This is a genomic window from Paenibacillus sp. JCM 9796, from assembly GCF_055379675.1.
In genome coordinates this window covers 1,268,827-1,289,148 of record NZ_AP043723.1, presented here as the reverse complement: position 1 = coordinate 1,289,148, position 20,322 = coordinate 1,268,827, and the positions used below count along the sequence as shown (strand labels likewise).

Annotated in this window: 22 protein-coding genes and 1 pseudogene; 15 read left to right on the top strand and 8 right to left on the bottom strand. The window is 41.7% G+C overall.

Going from position 1 to position 20,322, the window contains the following annotated elements:
• Positions 1–34: 34 nt before the first annotated feature.
• From ACZ439_RS06350 to ACZ439_RS06320, 7 genes are all read left to right on the top strand, one after another.
• A complete protein-coding gene (locus tag ACZ439_RS06350; RefSeq protein ID WP_054797463.1) occupies positions 35–313 on the top strand; it encodes a hypothetical protein in 279 nt (92 codons plus the stop codon).
• Entirely contained in the window at positions 297–590 is a 294-nt protein-coding gene (locus ACZ439_RS06345; RefSeq protein ID WP_054797458.1) for a type II toxin-antitoxin system RelE family toxin, read from the top strand. The genes ACZ439_RS06350 and ACZ439_RS06345 overlap by 17 nt, the downstream gene beginning before the upstream one ends.
• Before the next feature lie 250 nt (positions 591–840).
• Complete coding sequence (locus tag ACZ439_RS06340; RefSeq protein ID WP_244932987.1) at positions 841–1,104, top strand: SEC-C metal-binding domain-containing protein; 264 nt, start codon at positions 841–843, stop codon at positions 1,102–1,104.
• Between the two features lie 281 nt (positions 1,105–1,385).
• Positions 1,386–1,904, top strand: coding sequence for a DUF6933 domain-containing protein (locus tag ACZ439_RS06335; RefSeq protein ID WP_464620769.1), 519 nt, complete (start codon positions 1,386–1,388; stop codon positions 1,902–1,904).
• A 456-nt stretch (positions 1,905–2,360) separates the two neighbouring features.
• Positions 2,361–2,618: a hypothetical protein gene (locus ACZ439_RS06330; RefSeq protein ID WP_054797460.1), complete on the top strand. Its 258-nt coding sequence runs from the start codon at positions 2,361–2,363 to the stop codon at positions 2,616–2,618.
• A 158-nt stretch (positions 2,619–2,776) separates the two neighbouring features.
• Positions 2,777–2,977 (top strand): hypothetical protein, encoded by a 201-nt coding sequence (locus ACZ439_RS06325; RefSeq protein WP_054797461.1) that lies wholly within the window; start codon positions 2,777–2,779, stop codon positions 2,975–2,977.
• Positions 2,974–3,105, top strand: coding sequence for a hypothetical protein (locus ACZ439_RS06320; protein WP_464620768.1), 132 nt, complete (start codon positions 2,974–2,976; stop codon positions 3,103–3,105). Before ACZ439_RS06325 ends, ACZ439_RS06320 begins: the two co-directional genes overlap by 4 nt.
• Positions 3,106–3,741: 636 nt before the next feature.
• On the opposite strand, the gene ACZ439_RS06315 is transcribed toward ACZ439_RS06320, so the two are convergent.
• From ACZ439_RS06315 to ACZ439_RS06300, 4 genes are all read right to left on the bottom strand, one after another.
• A complete protein-coding gene (locus ACZ439_RS06315) occupies positions 3,742–3,954 on the bottom strand; it encodes a DUF5348 domain-containing protein (protein WP_464621115.1) in 213 nt (70 codons plus the stop codon).
• Positions 3,955–3,976: 22 nt separating this feature from the next.
• Positions 3,977–4,780 carry an ExeA family protein gene (locus ACZ439_RS06310; protein WP_054798675.1) on the bottom strand — a complete coding sequence of 268 codons (804 nt, stop codon included), beginning with the start codon at positions 4,778–4,780 and terminating at the stop codon, positions 3,977–3,979.
• A complete protein-coding gene (locus tag ACZ439_RS06305) occupies positions 4,777–6,162 on the bottom strand; it encodes a transposase (protein WP_464620503.1) in 1,386 nt (461 codons plus the stop codon). Before ACZ439_RS06305 ends, ACZ439_RS06310 begins: the two co-directional genes overlap by 4 nt.
• A gap of 174 nt (positions 6,163–6,336) precedes the next feature.
• On the bottom strand, positions 6,337–6,939 hold the full coding sequence (locus tag ACZ439_RS06300; protein WP_464620502.1) for a DUF6431 domain-containing protein: 603 nt from the start codon (positions 6,937–6,939) through the stop codon (positions 6,337–6,339).
• Positions 6,940–7,205: 266 nt separating this feature from the next.
• Here ACZ439_RS06300 and ACZ439_RS06295 point away from each other — a divergent pair, with 266 nt between their 5' ends.
• The 3 genes from ACZ439_RS06295 (at position 7,206) to ACZ439_RS06285 (ending at position 8,660) form a co-directional block, all read left to right on the top strand.
• A complete protein-coding gene (locus ACZ439_RS06295) occupies positions 7,206–7,571 on the top strand; it encodes an IS5 family transposase (RefSeq protein WP_464620767.1) in 366 nt (121 codons plus the stop codon).
• Positions 7,572–7,629: 58 nt separating this feature from the next.
• Positions 7,630–8,223: a YdeI/OmpD-associated family protein gene (locus tag ACZ439_RS06290; RefSeq protein WP_464620766.1), complete on the top strand. Its 594-nt coding sequence runs from the start codon at positions 7,630–7,632 to the stop codon at positions 8,221–8,223.
• A gap of 224 nt (positions 8,224–8,447) precedes the next feature.
• Positions 8,448–8,660, top strand: coding sequence for a helix-turn-helix domain-containing protein (locus tag ACZ439_RS06285; RefSeq protein WP_054796546.1), 213 nt, complete (start codon positions 8,448–8,450; stop codon positions 8,658–8,660).
• A 500-nt stretch (positions 8,661–9,160) separates the two neighbouring features.
• On the opposite strand, the gene ACZ439_RS06280 is transcribed toward ACZ439_RS06285, so the two are convergent.
• Complete coding sequence (locus ACZ439_RS06280) at positions 9,161–9,499, bottom strand: hypothetical protein (RefSeq protein WP_054796547.1); 339 nt, start codon at positions 9,497–9,499, stop codon at positions 9,161–9,163.
• Between the two features lie 541 nt (positions 9,500–10,040).
• On the opposite strand from ACZ439_RS06280, the gene ACZ439_RS06275 reads away from it, so the two are divergent.
• The gene (locus ACZ439_RS06275; protein ID WP_230876340.1) at positions 10,041–10,382 is read left to right on the top strand and encodes a DUF2642 domain-containing protein; all 342 of its coding nucleotides are present in this window, start codon (positions 10,041–10,043) and stop codon (positions 10,380–10,382) included.
• A gap of 246 nt (positions 10,383–10,628) precedes the next feature.
• On the opposite strand, the gene ACZ439_RS06270 is transcribed toward ACZ439_RS06275, so the two are convergent.
• Positions 10,629–11,312: a cupin domain-containing protein gene (locus ACZ439_RS06270; RefSeq protein WP_054796548.1), complete on the bottom strand. Its 684-nt coding sequence runs from the start codon at positions 11,310–11,312 to the stop codon at positions 10,629–10,631.
• Positions 11,313–11,539: 227 nt separating this feature from the next.
• Here ACZ439_RS06270 and ACZ439_RS06265 point away from each other — a divergent pair, with 227 nt between their 5' ends.
• Entirely contained in the window at positions 11,540–12,442 is a 903-nt protein-coding gene (locus ACZ439_RS06265) for a LysR family transcriptional regulator (RefSeq protein WP_054796549.1), read from the top strand.
• Positions 12,443–12,563: 121 nt separating this feature from the next.
• Positions 12,564–12,926 (top strand): annotated as a pseudogene (locus ACZ439_RS06260) (5-methyltetrahydropteroyltriglutamate--homocysteine methyltransferase); the annotation flags it as partial.
• Between the two features lie 166 nt (positions 12,927–13,092).
• Here the strand turns inward: ACZ439_RS06260 and ACZ439_RS06255 are convergent.
• Both ACZ439_RS06255 and radC read right to left on the bottom strand, forming a co-directional pair.
• The gene (locus ACZ439_RS06255; RefSeq protein ID WP_464620765.1) at positions 13,093–13,467 is read right to left on the bottom strand and encodes a helix-turn-helix domain-containing protein; all 375 of its coding nucleotides are present in this window, start codon (positions 13,465–13,467) and stop codon (positions 13,093–13,095) included.
• Positions 13,468–13,862: 395 nt separating this feature from the next.
• Positions 13,863–14,468 (bottom strand): RadC family protein, encoded by a 606-nt coding sequence (gene radC / locus ACZ439_RS06250; RefSeq protein ID WP_464620764.1) that lies wholly within the window; start codon positions 14,466–14,468, stop codon positions 13,863–13,865.
• A gap of 307 nt (positions 14,469–14,775) precedes the next feature.
• On the opposite strand from radC, the gene avs4 reads away from it, so the two are divergent.
• Both avs4 and ACZ439_RS06240 read left to right on the top strand, forming a co-directional pair.
• Positions 14,776–19,494, top strand: a complete 4,719-nt coding sequence (avs4, locus tag ACZ439_RS06245; RefSeq protein WP_464620763.1) for an AVAST type 4 anti-phage nuclease Avs4 — start codon at positions 14,776–14,778, stop codon at positions 19,492–19,494.
• Positions 19,495–19,726: 232 nt separating this feature from the next.
• The gene (locus ACZ439_RS06240; protein ID WP_464620762.1) at positions 19,727–20,167 is read left to right on the top strand and encodes a DUF6037 family protein; all 441 of its coding nucleotides are present in this window, start codon (positions 19,727–19,729) and stop codon (positions 20,165–20,167) included.
• Positions 20,168–20,322 lie beyond the last annotated feature (155 nt).

The window sequence follows — 20,322 nt, the reverse complement described above, 5'->3', positions numbered from 1 at the left end:
TCTGTTGTTGGTGTATGGAAAGGCGGTGAACGGGTTGAGTGTAGACCGGGAAGAACTGAAAAGAATGATCGATCAAATCCCCGAACAAGACGCAATCGAAGTTTATGATTTTATCGGGTATTTGAATATGAAACGGGAAAGAGCCGTTCTGGAACAATTGGATGTCGCATCGCTCGCGGAGGATGCTGATCTCATTCGACAAGTCGAGCAGAGCCGCGAAGATCGTGAACATGGGCGCATATACAGTAAAGAAGCGGGACTTGACTATTTGCGCAGCAAGGTCAAGGAATTTGAGCATGAACAAAACGTATAGCGTTTATTGGACGCAAACGGCTTTGGATGAACTCAGCAGAATTCTCGCCTATCCGCCGGACGTGAAGGAAAGAATTTATCTGGAATCGTTTAACCGACTGCTATTTACACCAACTCTTACCGCCAAACCAATCCTGACAGGCAAATTGAAAGGAACAAGGCTGGGGCTGTATCAAGTCATTCTCGTGTTTGAGGTTAACGAAGACGAAGCAGTCGTTTGGGTAAATGGCATTAAACATAAAAGAGAGAATGTGTATTGGAAAAGAAAGAGGACTTAGTACGGCATAAAGATCTTACTGGGATTTATTTGGGAGATCGGAGCTTCTGCTCTGGTCTTCTTTTTTGCACTCATTTTCGGATAGGAAGGTGTCAGAATGGAGATGATGAATCGAAAACATGCGGATTGGATAGTAGAACGGCGGTTCGAGGGCGATCAGAGCCAATTACTGAAAAGGCGTTTCAAAGGTGGCCGATCATGAGGTATAATGCGACTACACCCTTTGAAAATGGGATGGCATAATTAAAGCAGTGCCCGTTACAAGTGTTAAGTTCGGCAAAAACGATCCTTGTCCTTGCGGAAGCGGTCTGAAGCATAAGAAATGCTGCGGAAAGTTAAAGGAATGGAGAGTTGAAATGCAAGAGAAAAGTCGTTTGTTGGTTGTCGATCAAAGCTACTCACCTATTGAATCTCTTGAAAATGAAGAGCTTTATCGTCATGGAATTTTTGAATGGAACATCTCGAGGATAATTAAGTATATCGAAAGAAACGAGTGGGAATCCATCATTCCGTAATTGATGTTGAGAAAGAGTTCCTTTCATCTTCAATCAACCAAAACCATGTGGATACTGTTGAATTATCCATACCAATAATTCAGGCGGAGATCAGTCCGGGTTCGTTTATCGTTATCGATGGTCATCACCGCCTTGCCAAGGCTCGAAAGAATCATGTCCCGTATGTCAATTCCTACAAGCTGCTTGTTAATCAGCATATTCCGTTCTTTACTTCAGTTACAAGTTATACCGCATTCGTTGAATACTGGAACTCAAAAGTTCATGATATGAGGTAACTGTCAATGATCACAATACAATGTACAAAAAAGCTGGCAAGCGAACTGGGTGTTCCCTTATTAATTGAGAAGCCGAAACATTCTAATCCACTGTATTGCTGGCATGCTCATTTATTTTCATTTAGTCGCCGAAAGTGTGTATTGGTTATGAATAACGAAACAAGATACAATTTTGTGATGTTTGGTTTGGTGAAGGTTGATTTTAAACGATTCGATGACTTGATCGTAAAGCAAATCTCCGACAATTTGCTTGCCGATGGAATGGAACAAGTATTGGTTGATAAATATTTACTAAATTGTGGAGATGTTAGTTATACCCCGACAAGCGACAGAAGCATAATTGGTCAAATCAACGAAATGATAATGGTCGCACAATACGAGATGGAAGGCAACATCGATGAGTATGGTGATCCGAAAATTGATCAAGTGAATCGCTTCTTGAACAGATTTGTTATCCTGAAATTACCGAAGCTATATTCGGGTGAAACCATGTATGATGCGTTGCAATATATAGATGTTGAATGATAAATCTATCGTGTTTAAGCCAAACCTCCCTCAATCTTGCGATCCGGGGAACTAATAGCAATCGAGCAGTTCCAATACCGGATGGACGAACAGAATAAGGCGGGATTATGGGATTGGGAGGAAAAGCATAATTTCATTGTGAATCTGGAAAAAGGAAAGAATGTACCTACATAGGTTAAAGGAAGGTGCACAACTGGTATGTTCCTTGCTGGAATGCCAGTCACACCATTCCTGAGGGCGACTCCAAGGACAAATAAATCCGCTGCGGAAACAAGACGGCTCCAACGAGGCGGGCATCTTGCATAATATAGCTTTAGCGAATTTTCCACGATTTTGTTATTATGAAATCGAGGTGAGCGGCATGAACCAGTTGAGCGATCAAGCTAAGGAAGAGCTTTTACATGCGTTGGAAGGCAAGCAATCCGACCTTTCGTTATTGAGGGCAAACTGGTTTCCGTGGAAGTGGAGAACTTTGAGCCGGTCGCGGAAGATGATCCCGAACTGGACTTGGCCCAAGAAATTGAGGACTATCCCGAACTGAAAGCTTCTCTGCAAAAATATTTGGATAATCCCGACATGAAAGGGTACACGGCCAAGCGAACTGAAGGAGAAGCGCCGTGGCAGAAGGAATTAACCGTCCCTTCCGTATTATTTTTAAGGACGAGTTTGATTTGTGCCTGGATCGAATCTTTATTACGCCGTTCACGAACGTGATCGCGTTGTGGATGTCATCAACATCTTGCCTTCAAGAACGAAACGGAAACGTGTGACAAAATAGGCTTGATATTAATTCATACGGATTGATTCGACCGTTCCATCTGGACGGTCTTTTTCATGCCATTTTTCGGATAAGGAAATGGAGGGAAAACGCTATGAAAAGTAATATCCTCTATGGCGAATGGCAGGTGGAACGGCGGTTCGAGGGCGATCGCCAACCAGTTGACGGACGAGACAGTGCAGACTCCGGCCCAACGGCAAAACCGCAAAAACGGCTCTTCCGACTGGCATCTCAGCACGGTGAAACTAATCCTGCAATCAGCTCATCAAAGAGCGCGGAAGCCGCGAATCCATGAGCTTGAAGGATATTGTCAGGCTCCTGCCGTTAGACAGGCTGGACCGGGAAACGCTGCAAGCGCTGGTAAAGCGCATCGATGTCCATGGCAGCGGCATTGTAACAATCACCTATAACTTTGCCGTATGATCTTATTTTGGGCAGCCATCTTGACCAAGTCGTCACCACACATGTGGAGTGTACAGTAAGACTTGAAAGAAAAGATACAGCCAAGGAGACTGTATCTTAGTTCTGTGGAAGAGGGTTGGAAAGATTATAGTGAATTTTAATTTTTCCACCTTCGAAAACTTCAATTTTTTGTATTAACCTCTGTAGAACGTGTTTCATGACCTGTACATCGCCAATGTCGAGGGTCGAGAAACGTTCTATTTCTTTTTTGAATACGTGTAATTGTTCGGCTAGGTCTTGCCGTGCTTCAAATTTGTCGTCACAGCATAAAAGATAAATAAAAAACGTTAATCATACGTGATTAGTAAGCGATAAGAAATGAAGTTAAAAAAAGCGAAGTCGAACGAAGTGAAGACAACGAAGCGAAGCAAAGTTAAAGAATAAGTATAATCGGCTTCAATAATCCAACAAAGAACGTTGTCTTATTAAAGCCGAGCTATATTTTCGCCGCATACTGTCATCAGCCACTTTCTTTGACGGTGAATTCGGAACCGCCAATGACGGTGGCTTTTTGTTAATGCCACCGTCACTTTCTTAGCGATCGGTATTTGTCTATTGCCTAGCGGCATTAAAAAAACCTGCTCTGAGGAACAGGTTTCAAAAGATCGGCTGTACGCGGTATGTAGCCTTCCGGTGTAACCAGAACTTCGTATCGCCAAATTTCACGTACCATTCACTATCAACTTCCAGATTAGACGGGATGAAGAACTTTCCTACCTGAAACATCATCGCATCTCCGCAGTGTAGAGGGTAAAGCAACTCTGTGCCACTGTACACCCTCCATCGACGGGTTCCTTTATGGAACCGCATTTCGTATGCTTCCATCATCGCTTCACTGCTCCTTAAATTCCGTCAAGACGCGGCTTATGTGAACGGCATCAATCAATTTATCCTTCCGCAGAACAGCTTCGAGAAGGGCGGCTGTACATACGTTGTTCACCTCACGGCTAATTCCCCTCGTATGCGCATAGATCGCGTCCATCGCTTCGGTCGTAAACACCGGATGCGTGCTGCCAGCTACTTCAAGCTGGTGCCCAATGTAATCCCTCGTTTCTTGTAAAGATAGTCCTTCCAGGTGAAAGCGGATGTTCATCCGCTGGGTAATCGGCCGAAATATGCGAAGCTGTAGTGTCGCCTGCAGTTCCGGCTGCCCGATCAAAAGCAGCGCAAGCGGCGACACCGAATCCATATTAAAGTTCGTTAGGAATCTGACCTCCTGCAGCATATCGCCGGACAGAAGGTGTGCTTCATCAATTACAATAACGGTCACTTTCTGCTGGTTTTCATAGAGATCCCATACCAGGTGCTGAAACTGCCGCTTTGCTTCGCTGCGTAAAAATTTCGGTGTCAGCCCAAAGTGGTGAAGCAGTTCCCGGTAGAAGTCCCGGGGCTTCAGATTCGCGTCAGACAAGTAGAGGAACCGGTATTTGTTTGCATCGAGCTGGTCTTTTAGACAACGGACGGCTGTAGATTTTCCGCAGCCGATCTCGCCTGTGACACAGCCAATCGACCTTGTCATGACCATGTACTGCATCCGCGCAACGCACTCCTCAAAGCGCTGGGAGCGATGAAGGTGCCGGATCTCAATCTCCCTTGTAAACGGGTTTCGCTCCCATCCAAAGAAGCTTCGAATCATGGCTGTTTTACCTCCTTCATAGCGAGCGAAAGAGCCGCCCCTTGTGTTTCGCGATGCTGTCTCTTTTGTTCTTCAACCAGGAGCTCGACATAGTTCAGTCCCGTCTTGGGAGGCACCGGGTTGGCTGTTTCCATCTCAGACTTCTTTGGTTTTTGCTTCGGATCCCGGAGCTTCAGCGGTTTGGCATCCTCATAACGAACTTCATCTTTCCATACTTGGATCAAGCTCAGATCGTGCGGATCAAATCGGACCTGCACCTGGCTGCCGGCCAGCTTCGTTTCCACCTCGAACGTTTGCCCTAGTAACGAAATACAGCCGGTTTTATCCGCTTTGCGGGTTTCCTCGAGTAGAAAGACCTCCACGAGCTCATGCGGCGGGATTGTACGAATCGGGTGATCATCTTTCTGGTAGCGGTCGATCGGGCGCTGTTTGAAGCTGTTGTGAATTTTCTGGTGGTAAGCGATCTCGAGCCATGCAGAGAAAAACCGATTCAAGTCGGACAGCGTTCGAATCTTGTCTTGCTCGATCAAAGCGTAAGCTTCCGGGACAAAGCTTTGGTCAACGAACCGGAAGAACTTTTCTTGTTTTCCGCGTCCTTGGGGGCGGCCGGGCTTTGTGTGCTTGAGCTCCGTCCTTAGACGCCCGCAGATCCGCTCAAAGTGATGCGAGGAATAAATTGCACCATTGTCTACATAAATCGATTCGGGAACGCCGTGCTTCAGAATGGCCTTCTTTAAGCAGTCCTCGAGCCGGGCCACACGCTCCTCGAAGTAGAATTGCCCGTGTACGACAAACCGGGAATAATCGTCGATGAAGATGACCAGATAAGCCATTGCTTTTTTGCCCGGTTTATCCGGATGCGGCAAATGGAGCGTATGCTGTACATCACCTTGCCACATGGCGTTGCGGTGTGTTGCTTCAAATCGGCGAAACTCGCTCCAGCCACTGCTCATAAGCTGCTTTCGCGTCATGCCGTGGCGTCTGAGCTGTTTGCTAAGCGTACTTTCTTTCAGAACTCCCGGCTCTACGAACCGGGCGAGCTCCAAAATCGCGATGATCTGTCTGACGCTGCGGCCGGGATGCTCTTGCTTGAGGGCTTTCGCCTTCTCAAGCACATCGTCCGAAGTCTCTCTTGCTTGCAACTTATCTGCCCGTACCGAGGGAAGCAGAGCCTCCCAGCCACCTTCCCGGTAATCGTGGACATATCGTTCCAGCGTTCGTAAACTGATCCGCTTCTCCCGTCCGTCTGGCGTGTTGTACACGTGGCTTACAATGTCCCGCATTAAAGCCATTTGTTCGCCCGTCTCCAGTTTCCGGCTGACGAGCGGTGCGATCAAGCCATAACGAAAGTTGGCGATCGCCTGTCGTTCTTGTTCATTCATAACATTGTCTCCTCTCTATCCAGGTCTCAGACAGTATCCCATGGGCACGATGGTCTTGTGCAGGAGGCATATTTTGTGGGATTCGGGCCAAACCGCCAGAATGTTCCCTTTTTCGACAGGCGTCCATGCGGCGTTTGATGTTTTTCTGGATTTTGGCGGAGACGAAAAGGGGGGTTAGAGAAATTCAGCACCGGGCAGCCTTGAATTGAGCAGCGCAAAGACCCCTTGTCTCCAAGAATAGACAGGGAAGTAACAGGACAGGAGTTGCCTTAGCCAAATGAGGGTATCTGCGGGTTTTTTAGCTGCGCCTGGAGGATACATACGGAGAAGATCTCCTTCGACCCCCGCAGAGATAAGCTGCCCTGCGACCCATAAGGCGACAGAAGAAGCTATCCGGATGTGCCGCTTCCACCATCGCTTCATCGTACTATGGGAATAACGAAGAGCAGGCGTGGTTGTGGTTTTCCTCGCCTGTCGATACGAAAGCCCTTGGAATTTCCGGGTGATCGCCGCCTCCCGCACCCATGTCGCAAAACGGGCCCACGGTACCAAGAAATCTGGAAGAAGAGATATGGTTTTCCCGCAGTCAGGGCAGTAAAGCCGGTAAATGGGAATCCGGTAAAGGTTATGCTTCGTCGTCACCGACCGGTAGTAACGTCCGTGCTTATGAAGGGATCGCCCGCATGCTTCACAACAAAGCTCGATCTCAGGGGCTCGATCCTCGTACAAACGTAAATAGGCCTTGCAAGAACGTCCAAAATGGAGTATTTTATACATGAGTTTTGAGAGAAGTGTTCCCGGGGATCCTCGCCAAAGGTTCGGGAGCACTTTTTCTTTTTTTTAACTAAAATAGCCTAATCCTCCGTCATTGTACAGAAGGAATTAGGCTATTGGCGGTAAAACAATGGGGTAGCCGCCGCCATCCCGAATGGCAAATTGTTGCGCTTTTGCCGACAAATAATCCGGCGGCGAACAGCATACCTGATTTACTAGAGTCTGTACGCAAACTGTACAATCCATAAAAAAGCAGTACAATTGAACCTATGAGACGCAGATACGAAATAAGCGATGAAGAGTGGAATGTCATTGAGCCGTTTTTGCCCCCTACCCGAAAACCGCAAGGAGGTCGTCCGCCCAAAGATCGTCGTCAGATGCTGAATGCCGTACTTTGGATTGCTCGTACAGGAGCTCCATGGCGAGATTTGCCTGCCTATTATGGTTCCTGGTCTTCCGCCTACAGTTTTTTCTGGCGCTTACAAAAGGCGGGGATATGGGACATCATTTTGGATCATGTTTCGATAGAACCCGATTGGAGTCAGGTCATGATCGACACGACCGTAGTCCGTGTCCACCAGCATGGATTGGGCGCAAAAGGGGGCAAGCTAAGCAAGCAATCAAGTAGATTTTGAAAATGAACTGCTTATTTTGAAAACACAATATTATTATGATGAAGAGGAGTGTTCCTTGATGACAAAGAGTAGAATGAATCCTAAGGTTGATGAATTTTTAAGTAAGGCTAAAAAGTGGAAGGAAGAATATGAGAAGTTGAGAAATATCGTTCTTGACTGTGAGCTGACCGAAGAATTTAAGTGGATGCATCCTTGTTACACGTTTCAGAATAAAAACATAGTTTTAATACATGGATTTAAAGAATACTGTGCGCTTCTGTTTCACAAAGGTGCCTTGTTAAAAGATGCCCATGGTATCCTAATCCAACAAACGGAGAATGTACAGGCGGCGCGCCAGATTCGGTTCACCAATGTTCGAGAAATAGTTGCAATGGAAACCATCTTGAAAGCCTATATTTATGAAGCCATTGAAGTTGAAAAAGCTGGTTTGGAAGTGAATTTTAAAAAGAATACAGAATTCATAATTCCTGAAGAATTTCAAAATAAATTCGATGAAATCCCTGCCTTGAAAACTGCTTTTGAAGCATTGACGCCCGGACGGCAAAGAGCATACATTCTTTATTTTTCTGAACCCAAACAATCCAAAACTCGAGAGTCAAGGGTTGAAAAATGTATGCAGCAAATTCTGAGTGGAAAGGGATTAAATGATTAGGTCGTGTATGCAAACCTAAGCAAGCCAAACCATAATCAATTATTTACCTTAAATCAAACGTTTTGCCTTCTTGTACGTATAAAGCCGAGGCGTTCTGGCACGGATCGTGCGAATCAAAAAATTCGTCAGCGATCTCCGATTTGTTTTCGGCCCTCATATGGCTAATTATACCGTACATGTGGAGTTATTGATGAGGGAGTAATCTTGAGCCACATTTACCTTTAATGAAACTGCTCAGGCTGAGACTAAAGTTTAAAGTAAGGCTTGTGGAGCAGCATCTTAAAGAAGGCATATCCATAGAAATACTGGCTGTCCGGCACCAATTAGAACCAAGGCTTATCCGTAGTTGGAGGACAATCTATATCGAGCATGGTGCGAGCGGCTTGCAGCCTAAAGCGAAGGGCAGACCTAAGGGAGCCTGCTATTGGCAGACCTAAGACGGCCTTCACTTCCGAGATGGAACGATTACAGTACGAGAACGCGAAACTAAAATTGGAGATCGCACAATTAAAAAAGCTCCAAAATTATCTAAGGGGGGGATGTCTAGTTCCCGTTGGTTGGTTTAAGAATGAGCTGTACGTAGACTACCGCCCTAGGAGTCCTGAGGAACTACGGGAGGCTGTGTATGTTCATGCGCTCTTTCACAATAACGAAAGGCCTCAATCTAGATTAAAAAACAACGCACCCATTCCCTACAGGAATGAATGCGCTTAGCGGCTTTAATATCTCTGTCTACAAAAACTTGACCAGTTCATGTTTCGTTGGTTTTCTTATAATAGAGAGAAACGATAAGGTCAAGCCCTTACCGTTTCGCCTTTTTCTTACAATATTTGAGATTCGTATACTTTGCTTCAACCGGTTTGAAAAAGTCTGTGGGCTTAATGTTAAGCTCTGCGCAAAGCTTGAATCCCTCCTTTTCATGGGACACATTACAAGCTTACTGTTTCAAGAGTCGAATCATCGCACTTAAATCCTGTGCTTCTTTGAACACGAGCAAATACGGATGCTGACCTGAACCATTGTGGTATGTGTAAATACCGGTGTGTAAATACTCTAAATGAAGTACATATGCATCGTTGACCACATTCCACATCAGATCGCGAATGAACACAGCATCTAGGCCGGCTTCGAGCAGAACGTCTTTGCAGAGTTGAACATAGGTGGCTACATCATAGTTGAATTGTCTGCGAAGATTTTCTGCAATTGATTCGGTCAGTCGTTGTTGGATGTACATCTTGCTGAGTTCAATGTTGTAGACAAGACTGCTCTTAGCCATTAGCATCACCTCCTCTCTGGTACATAAATGAAGGGCCCCATACAAGGCATAACCCGAAAGTTACGCCTTGTATGGGGCCCTCCAATTACACAAAAGCAATTCCATGCTGAGGATTCGGTCTAGGCTTAACTGGGGATGCTTGCTTGATCATTTGGAAGAAAACACGCTATTTCTTTGATCTTTCGAAAAGTATTCTGGATTCGGATAGGGGATGGATACCAGGTAGTTATGTAGAAAAAAAAGTATGGATAACATATGTATCGAATCCTGCTTTTCTTACCTAAAGAACTGGAATGTTCGAAACAAGACCTGCATAATGAGGAGTGGATTGAGAAATAAATAAAGCACATGTCCAATGGGTCATGTGCTTTATTTCTGTAGCATTGTGGAGAGAGCCCGAGGTTTGCTCGCGCAGACAATGACAGCTTTGTCCCGCGGTCGAACTCCCTACCTATTCAATGACAATGAATGGGTCATGAATAGATTTTGCCTCTTCAGCATAAATATTACGGATTCAGATGCCATAAAGGGGTGATGTACATTGAATTCAAACGGGGTTAGCCACAAGGTTCATACAGCTCAAAATCCTATTGATCAGCCGGGCTATGTGAATCAGATGCCGGCCGTACATTCTCAAATATATCCTATTGCGGGAGTTCCCCAGCCAAACGAATATATCACACATTTAGACCCTGTGTTTGTGCAACACTTAAGTCGCCATCAAGGCCAAAGAATGGCGTTAATGACGACTGTGGGGAGAATCGAAGGTATAAATGCAGGTGTGGCGGTGGATCACATCCAAATAAACTTAGAAGACCGCTCTCTTCATATTCGAATTTCACAAATCGTATATTTTGAAGGACCTTTGGCTTCTTATCGGTAAGAAATCGAGTGAGGCGCTTTGGCTTAAATCAGGCGTCTTTCTCAAAGTGAAGTCAGGTTATTATGGTCGTGGAGCTGTTGGTACGAAACTTGGCAGAAGCGATCTGGCAGCGTTTATGTACAAACAGTTTCGCGATTCGATGTTCATTGGCAAAGCTCCCGTAATAAGCAGTTGATAGAGATGGATAAATCAAACCACTTCATCCGAAGTGGTTTTTGTTGTGCGTCGTGTCCAGAAACTGCAAACTCAATTTCGCCCGTCATATTTCCAGCCATTACCGATGACGGGCTGTTGCTGCCGGTCATCCAAGTTTGGACGATGCGGGTGACCCTGTGCCTGGTTGTAGTCCCGGTTCGAATAGGCTGGATGAGCCGCTTTTCCTTGGACCTGATTTGGCTTGCAATCGCTAGGCGGTCCGATGACAACTGTTTTTGTAATGGGTGCCAGCGTATCCTTCACTTTTGCTTCATTGAGGCAATACGTATGGGCAAACACACTCGCTGGCGTTAATCGCAACAGGTCGGATCCGCCAATGAATTCCGGAACTGGCGCATCGAATATGGCCAATAAATGCGTGTTGTCGACCGAAGCAATTTCATAATGCCACCATCCCTGAGGCACATTAGCCACTTGGCCCGGCTGGATTGGAAAATTAAGAAGCTCTTTCGTAAACGGATTAATCAAGGAGACAACAGCCGCGCCTGAAATACAGTATACCAATTCTGAAGCATTTTGATGGATGTGGGGCTCGATTACGTTATCCTTGCTAAGATAAATGTCCAGCAGGGACACATTTCCTAATGTGTTTAGCTGGTTGATGGAAAGAAAATTAATATAATTCCGGCTATCCTTTTTGAAAAATGGGTTGTTGTTTAAATCATACGAAAACTGTACGGATGGTGAAGAAAAGTCCATATAAGAAACCGCCACTTTATTCCCCGCCCTTCATTTAATCATTAGGCTTTTGACTTATGGGTTATCTTATGTATCTTCCCGGATGAAAGTGCACCGTTTATTATATTTGAAGGTATTCGCCATGTTTAGGCCGTGCAGCTAAATGACGCCAGCTGTCCTTTGAATTTAGTATATAATGAGGAAAATACATATCATTCACGCTTCACATTGAATTGACCGAAGCCAAGAGAGGATTAAGTCCATTGACGCTACAACAGTTGAAATATGTGATCGAGGTTGCCAATCGCGGATCAATGAATGAGGCAGCAAAGCGGTTGTTTATATCCCAGCCGAGTCTTTCCAACGCCATAAAGGATCTGGAGGAAGAAATTCATATTACGATTTTCGAACGCACCAATAAAGGCATCTCCCTTTCCAAGGAGGGGGCCGAATTTCTCGGCTACGCCCGACAAGTGATTGAGCAGGCGGAGCTGCTGGAAAGCCGGTATTTGAACGCCAAGCCTTCGCCTCAGCATTTTTCGGTATCTACGCAGCATTATGCTTTTGCGGTGAATGCTTTTGTACATTTGGTTCGTGAATATGGTCAGGATGAATATGAACTAGCATTGCGGGAGACCAAAACGCATGAAATTATCCAGGATGTCAAAACCCAGCGCAGTGAAATGGGGATACTGTATCTCAATGAGTTCAATGGCAAGGTCATTAACAGATTGCTGAAAGACGCTAACCTGAAATTTACCAGCTTGTTTACGGCAAAGCCGCATATTTTTATCAGCGTTCATAATCCCCTGGCTAAGCAGTCTATCGTAACCGTCGATCAGCTTCAGGACTATCCTTACCTGTCCTTCGAACAGGGGGAGTATAATTCGTTTCATTTTTCCGAGGAAATTCTAAGCACGCTATCGCATAGTAAGAGCATTCGCGTCAATGACAGGGCAACGCTCTTCAATTTGTTGATTGGTTTGAACGGATATACGATTTCTACAGGAGTGCTCAGTGCCGACTTGAACGGCAATGAGATTATTCCTGTCCCCCTGGCGTGTGAGGAAACGATCAATGTCGGATGGATCAGCCATAAAGATGCTGCGCTCTCCAAGCTCGCCTTGGCTTATATTGAAGCGCTACATCAGGCCATTATCGAGTAATGGGTTGGCTATAGCTTTAAGCTATAACCAGTTATAGTTAATTGGACTTACGGTATAACTAACCATATGTGCTATCTTTCTTATAGCAAATAGAATTATACAGCTAAAGGAGATAGACCGAATGAGCATAGTGATTGAAAGTGCCAAACAAAGAACCGCAACCCCTTTTAGACATGATATGGTCGGCAGCTTCCTGCGTCCGCATGCGCTCAAGGAGGCCAGAATCCAATTTCAGAACAACGAGATTTCCGCTGACGTGTTGAAAAAGATTGAAGATCAGGAAATCATCAAGCTGGTGAAGAAGCAAAAATCGGTAGGGCTTCAAGCGGTGACGGATGGCGAATTCAGACGCTCCTGGTGGCATCTTGATTTTATGTGGGGCCTGGATGGAGTGGAAAAGGCGAACCTAGAAAAAGGCTATCCATTTCAAGGCATGGAGACGAGAGCGGAAACTGCACGTCTGTACGGGAAAATCGGATTTTCCTGCTGGATTGGCTCTACATCCACTTTGGGAATAACAACGTTTTTACCGGCTTCGATTGACATAGCGATGCTCCTTTTGTTTGAATATGATCGACTACTTGACCTTGCTACACAAAGAGGCACTCAAATTTTAATCTATGAATGCATCATTTCATCGAGGATAATTGTCATGGTAGGCTCATTCCATTTTTAGCAGATTCATTGCTCTTGCATTCCGTTCGTTGACCTGACACACTACTGTTTATGGTATCAACGATAAGCTTCTTTAAATCCTCAGTAGTAAGTACAGTCAGAACGGCATTTTTATCATTTGTTCGGTTGTCTAGCGGTGATTCACTACCAAACAAGTTTTCCAAAGAACACTCCAGACCAGTCGCTATCTTTTCGAGTGTATTAATCGTGCAATTGTTTTTTTCTCCCCGCTCAATCTGTCCAAGGTAACTTATGTTTATAGATGAGTGAAGCGCCAGTTGTTCCTGGCTCATTCCTTTCTGTAGTCGCAAGAGTCGTATTCGCTCACCGATATGTTGTCTTGGATTCATAATGCACACCCCCATAAAAATGATAGATTTTTCCTGTTTTTGCTTCAATATGATACAGCCACTAAAAAAGTATCTGGAGATACGATATCGTGAATAATCATCCAGATTTTATGGCTACATATATGAATTCCCGCCTTTGGGCAACAAAAAAGACGCATACAACGAAGGCAACTTTAAAGATTGCACGAGAAGTAGTCTTCATCTCATGAATCTTTGAAGTTATCCTGTGTCTGCGTCAAAATGTTTGTTATTATTGGCAGCTAGTGCAAAGTCATTATACTTTGCGGCTGTGGAACCCTTTGCTGAAATCGCGAGTTCCATATCAAAAGTGGAAAAACCGTTTATGAGAATAATATACATATACTTACCAAAAGTTTCAAGGGTTATTTTGTTTTTCACATTAAGCCTTTTTCTTTTAGGCTGACGAAGGTGTTTCCTCCAACTATGAGGTGATCTAGCACTTTTATGCCCACAATTTCTCCTGCTCTCGCCAACCGTTTGGTTAATTCAACGTCTTCTGGAGAGGGATTAGGGTCACCACTTGGATGGTTATGAGCACAGATGAGAGAGGCGCTACAACGTTTAATCGCCGCGCGGAATACTTCCCTTGGATGAACGATTGCAGCGTTGAGAGAGCCAATCGAGATGATTTCTTTAAAGATCACTCTGTTCTTTGTATTCAAAAATAAGCAAATGAAATGTTCTTTCGTTGCATACCTGAGTTCAGGTTCAAGTAAATCAAATGCGTCTTTAGGACTGCGTATTGTTGTTTGCTCATAAGTTGGAATGGTTAGGTTCTTCGCAAACTTTAACAGGGCTGTTAACTGACGAGCTTTACCCATGCCGATTCCTTTTATGCTCATGAGTTGCTGCTCGGTTACGTCCATTAGCTCTGCCGTAGTTGGGAACTGGTTGAGTAGTTGTTGGATGGGATAGCTGTCAGGACGTTCACGTAAAACTTCTGAAACCAATTTTTTCAGATCCTCTTTGCGATTGTTCATTTAAATTTACCTCCTGATTATATTGATGGTTACAAAAAGGCTAGACACTTATGAATGTGTCCAGCCTTTTTGTCGCCTCTCGCGAGGACTACCTATCTGTATAGGTATCAGGGGTATAATATAGATTTCTTTCTCTTGATATTGCGTGTTTTTTGTAGATCAATAGTCCTGATTCACCAATTAAGAAGAAGGGAAATAGAGGAAAAAGTCGAATTTATATTTAGTGATATAAATGTTTGGTTCGTTTTGAATAAGGGTCAGTCTTCCTTATGTAATTGACACTACCGCAGTTTTTGGAGGCGATATTGTGATAACTAAGCCAGATTGGAATATATTTAAAGCAAAGTTTAGTGAGAATCCTCAAAGTAATTTTGAATGGCTTTGTTACTTACTCTTTTGTGTTGAATTTAAGTTGCCTCTAGGTATTTTTCGTTACAAGAATCAGTCCGGTATTGAAACTAATCCTGTAATCCATGAAAACGAAGTGATTGGATGGCAGGCAAAATTTTATGAGACCACATTATCGGCGCACAAAGTTGATCTAATAGAGATGTTGAAAAAAAGCAAAGGTACCTACCCCGACTTAACGAAGATTATCTTTTTTACTAACCAAGAATGGGGACAAGGGAAACTTCAAAGTGATTCTGAGGTAAAACTTGCGGTAGAGGAAGAAGCTGAAAAACAGAATATTCAAGTGGAGTGGAGAACAGCAAGTTATTTTGAATCCCCTTTTGTGACAATAGAAAATAATTTAATGACTCGTTACTTCTTCAGTTTACAGAAGAACATAATGGATACAATCACAGATATGAGGAGGCATACAGAATCTTTACTGTTGGAGATTCAAACGTCAATTACTTTCAATGAGCACATTATAGAGTTGGATAGAAGCAAGCTTCTGCAAAATCTGAATGCTGATTTGGAGCAAAATTCAATAATAGTCTTAAGTGGAGAAGGCGGGGTTGGGAAAACAGCAGTTGTTAAAAAATTATACAATGATTTTGGTAATAGTGTCCCTTTCTATTTAATGAAAGCAAATGAGTTTGAAGTTGCCAATGTTGATCTTTTATTTAGGTATGCCAGTTTAAAGGATTTTATTGATATTCATCACAATGATAGCAAGAAAATATTTGTAATAGACTCTGCCGAAAAGCTAATGGATTTAAATAATCATAATCCATTTAAAGAATTCCTCTCAGAAATACTTCAAGCTGGATGGAGGGTTGTTTTTACTGCAAGAAGCCGATATCTAGTTGATCTTGATATTCATTTCATTGATCATTTCCAGTTAAGACCTTCCAGAATGTATGTTAGTAAATTAAATCACGAGGAACTCGGATACTTAGCGGAAAATTATAACTTTGGTCTTCCAAATGACTATAAATTGCTGGAGTTGATTACAAATCCTTTTTATTTAAATGAGTATTTGAAATTCTATACTGAAGGCAGCAACATTGGATATTTGAAATTCAAAGAACTGTTATGGAATAAAATAATTAAAAAAGCAAAGCCATCTAGGGAACAATGTTTCTTGCAAATTGCGTTCAAGAGAGCAAATGAAAATCAATTCTTTCTAACATTGGATTCTAATGATATCAATATGGAAGCCCTTGTTCATGAAGGTGTACTTGGTTATGAAGTGGCAGGATATTTTATTACTCATGACATTTATGAAGAATGGGCTTTAGAAAAAATAATAGAATCTGAGTTTTCCAAAAAAGAAAGTAACATTGACTTCTTTAAAAAAATAGGAGATTCCTTTGCGATTCGTAGAAGCTTTAGAAACTGGATGTCAGAGAAGCTTTATCTTGAGATTGAGTCAGTCAAAGAATTCATTGAAGAAATAATTGATGACGAGCAAGTGGTCGGGTTTTGGAAGGACGAAGTAATGATCTCGGTATTACTTTGTGACTATTCCCAATATTTTTTTGGTTCGTTCAAAAGAACTTTTCTGGATAAAAATAGAGAATTGTTGCGAAGGGTTTCTTTCTTGTTAAGAATTTCTTGTAAAGAAGTGGACGATATTTTTCGACAGTTGGGTTCTAAGAATATCGATTTGTTATCGATCAAATATATCTTTACTAAGCCGAAAGGGAGTGGATGGAAAAGCCTCATACAATTTGTATATAATAACTTAGACGAAATAGGATTAAAGAATATCGGTTTTATATTACCTATTGTTCATGATTGGAATTCAAAATTCAAGCAAGGAGAAACTACGAGATTCTCAGGTCTAATCGCTATTAAATATTATCAATGGATACTTCAAGAAAAAGTATATATTTCTCGCAACGAAGATTTTAAGGATAAAATACTGGAAACAATTTTGTATGGTGCTGGAGAGCTCAAAGAAGAGTTAGCAACTATTTTTGATGAAGTATTAGCTAACAGGTTAAAAGATTATAATGCGCCTTATTATGATTTGAATGAAATGTTACTGACTAAAACATTTGTGAATATGGAGGCTATCAAAGCATTACCAGAGTATGTGTTAAAACTAGGAGACTTATTTTGGCTTCGTTCGAGTGAAAGAGTTGATAGATTTCATTCGAGATTAGGTGTTGAAGAAGATTTCTGCATTGATGAACGACTAGATAGATACTTTCCTGCTAGTGCATATCAAACTCCAATTTATTGGCTTTTGAAAATTAAATTCGCACATACAATTAGCTTTATTTTAAATTTTACTAATAGGACAGTAGAGTGTTTTGCGAAATCTGATTTGGGACGAAATGAAGTTACAATGATCGAACTTCATCTAGGAGATAAAAGTAATGAACAGTTTATTTGCAATAGGTTATGGAATGTCTACAGAGGGACTCAGGTTGCACCTAATGTCTTAGAATCAATGCATATGGCTTTGGAGAAGGTACTTCTTGAGGCGGCAAAGAATATAGATGCTGAAGTATTGGAAAGTTGGCTTTTGTATTTACTAAATAACTCAAGATCAGCTTCTATAACTGCAATTGTAGTAAGTATTGTTTTGGCATATCCAGAAAAAACAATTAATGTTGCGATCAATTTATTTAAAACTAAAGATTTATTCTTTTATGACACAAGTAGAATGGTACTGGATCAATCAGCAAAGTTTAATTATTCCATTGGATATGGATTAAACTATAGTTCTAAGCTTTATCAGGACGAGCGTATTGAAACCTGTAATGACAAACATAGATCAAAGAGCCTCGAACATATTGCGCTTGAATATCAGTTTTTTAGAACAAATGTGACAAGTGAAGAGGAGGCAGAACAAAGACAAAAAGCTATTTGGGATGTTTTGGACTCATACTACAAGGAATTGTCTGAAGTGTCAGTAGAAGATGAGTGTACAAAAACATGGAAGCTTTATCTGGCAAGAATGGATAGAAGAAGAATGAGCCCTACTTTGGAAGAAAAGGATGGTAATATTCTCATAAACTTTAATCCTGAGTTGGAACCAGAGGTTCGTGAGTATAGTGAAACTTCATTAAGACAGAATTCTGAAAAGATGAAATATACTTCATTAAAACTTTGGGCACATTATAGGATTAAAAATGAAGATCAGTATAAGCAGTACATCGATTATGAGGATGATCCTAAGCTTGCACTTAAGGAATTACGGGAGATTATTGGAGAGTTTGAACGACTCGCTGAAACGGAAAATGAATTTGAAGAATTTTTTTTAATGAATCATTCAACCCCTTCAGAGGTTTCTGCTGTATTAATTAGGGATTTTTGCAGTATACTCACTGATGAAGATAAAGATTTTTGCAAAGAGATTATACTGGATGCAGCCACTGCGTCTTTTAGAGAGAACTACCAGTACCAGATTTCAGATGGAGTGGAATCTGCGATTTCAGTATTGCCTATCTTAATGCGAGAATTTCCCAATGAAAAAGACGTCATCAAGTTTATATTGCTAATGATACTGTTTGATCCACATAGTATTGGTAGCTATGCTGGCTTTTCAGACTTCTCTGTTAATGCAATTCTAAAAGATTTGTGGGATTTGAGTTTTGAAGATGCTCACTCTATTTTAGTGGGGTATTTGTTTTTAGTACCCAAATATAATTTAGTTCGTGAAAAACTTCATAAAGAAAGTCACCAACAAAATAGATACCGCCGCATGGGTGAAAATGAAGTAATCGAGACTTTAGCTCGCGATTTTGAAAATGATATAGAGAAAATTATAGCGAACGAAATTACACTAAATGATCTGGGGGCGATTTGCGAATTAGATTTAAGTTCCTTGATAACTGCCTTTCAACTGATTCCTTTGGGAACTGAAAATCCTGAGCATATACAAATTGCACAAGATATAATATCAAAATTTGCAACTGAATTAACATCGGATAAAAGAGAAGATAGAATTGATTACTCTGTAAAGCATGATTTCTTAGTCAAATTCTCAAACTTGGTTTTAGGTTCTGCTGAAACTTATATACCATTGTATTTGAAGCCGTTTATTGAAAATTTTAATAGCTCAAAGGTTTTCGCAGAATTGTTTGATCAATTTATTATTGCCGAGGATACCCGTAATACTAACGATAAGTTTTGGAAAGTATGGGATACCTTTTTTGAAAAAGTAATTGTACTCGCTAAAAAGGGAGAACAGTATTGGTATGTAGGTGATATAATAGAAAGCTATCTATTTGCAAATATCCCATGGAAAGAAACAGCAGTGGAGTGGCGTACTTTTCATGAAGAAAACAAAAGATTTTTCAAAGAAATTTCCAAAGAAATAGGCCACTGTCCTTCTACTTTATACGCATTATCTAAGCTTTTAAATAGTATTGGCAGCAGTTACTTACTCTCAGGAGTGGTCTGGATTTCAGAAATGTTAAATAGAAATGCAGTATTATGGGATTCGAAATTAGATACAAATACTGTGTATTATTTAGAGTCCATTATTAAAAAGTATATTTATAAACAACGAGAAGACATAAGAAGAGGAAAAAAACAAAAGCAGGAGGTTTTAGTGATTTTAAATTTTTTAGTGGAAAAAGGCTCTGTAGTTGGCTACATGTTGAGGGAGAGAACTCTATAGGACTATACTTAATCTCTGTTCTGTGGTCACATTTTTCTGAGCGCCGCGGCGTACATTTCCTGCCATTTGAAAAATGCAAGGAGAAGATGGATCGAACATGAAACTAGACGGAATCATTTCTTTATACAATGATATGCGGCAACTAAGCCTTAAGAGGTATAGATTTGGTTTCAGATAAAATAACGTTGCCTTCGATGTATTTTTCTTTATTGATGAAAGTCCTTACAAATTAATGTTTGGTGTGAAAGCTGAAAACTTCTATTTTGAAGTAAATGTTAAAAAAGGATTTCTAATTGATTCAACCATGTCCCACGAGAAGTATTCTGAATTATGTCGAATTCTTGGTTTGCAATATGATCCGACAAATAAATTTAAGCCCATGTATTTCTTCTCCGAGTTTAATAAGAACATACCACAGAAAGCTGATAGGAAGAATATTCCCAAACCCCATGAAATAGCGGGTTATCGAAAAGATGTGGAAGAAGCTGATAAAATATATTTTATGGGGTGGCTAGATAACACAACCAACGATAACAAAGTCACTCGCAAGAATCTTGAAAAGACAAGGTTATTATTGGGGAATGATGCTTATAAACGGTGTAATGCCAAAAATGTAAGCAGCAGATGGAATGATGTTATCAAAAAAGCTCAAGAAGTTACCCTTGATTTCTGACTAATGCCCAATATTGATTGTGGTACGTTTTTTTTGTAGTAGATTTAAATATGGTTTAGTCGAGATAAAATTATTGAGTTAGTTCCGAATAGGAGTAAAGCTTATGCATGCAAGTACTGGTATTAAAAGGCTTCAGGCAAACAAACTATGGGGCT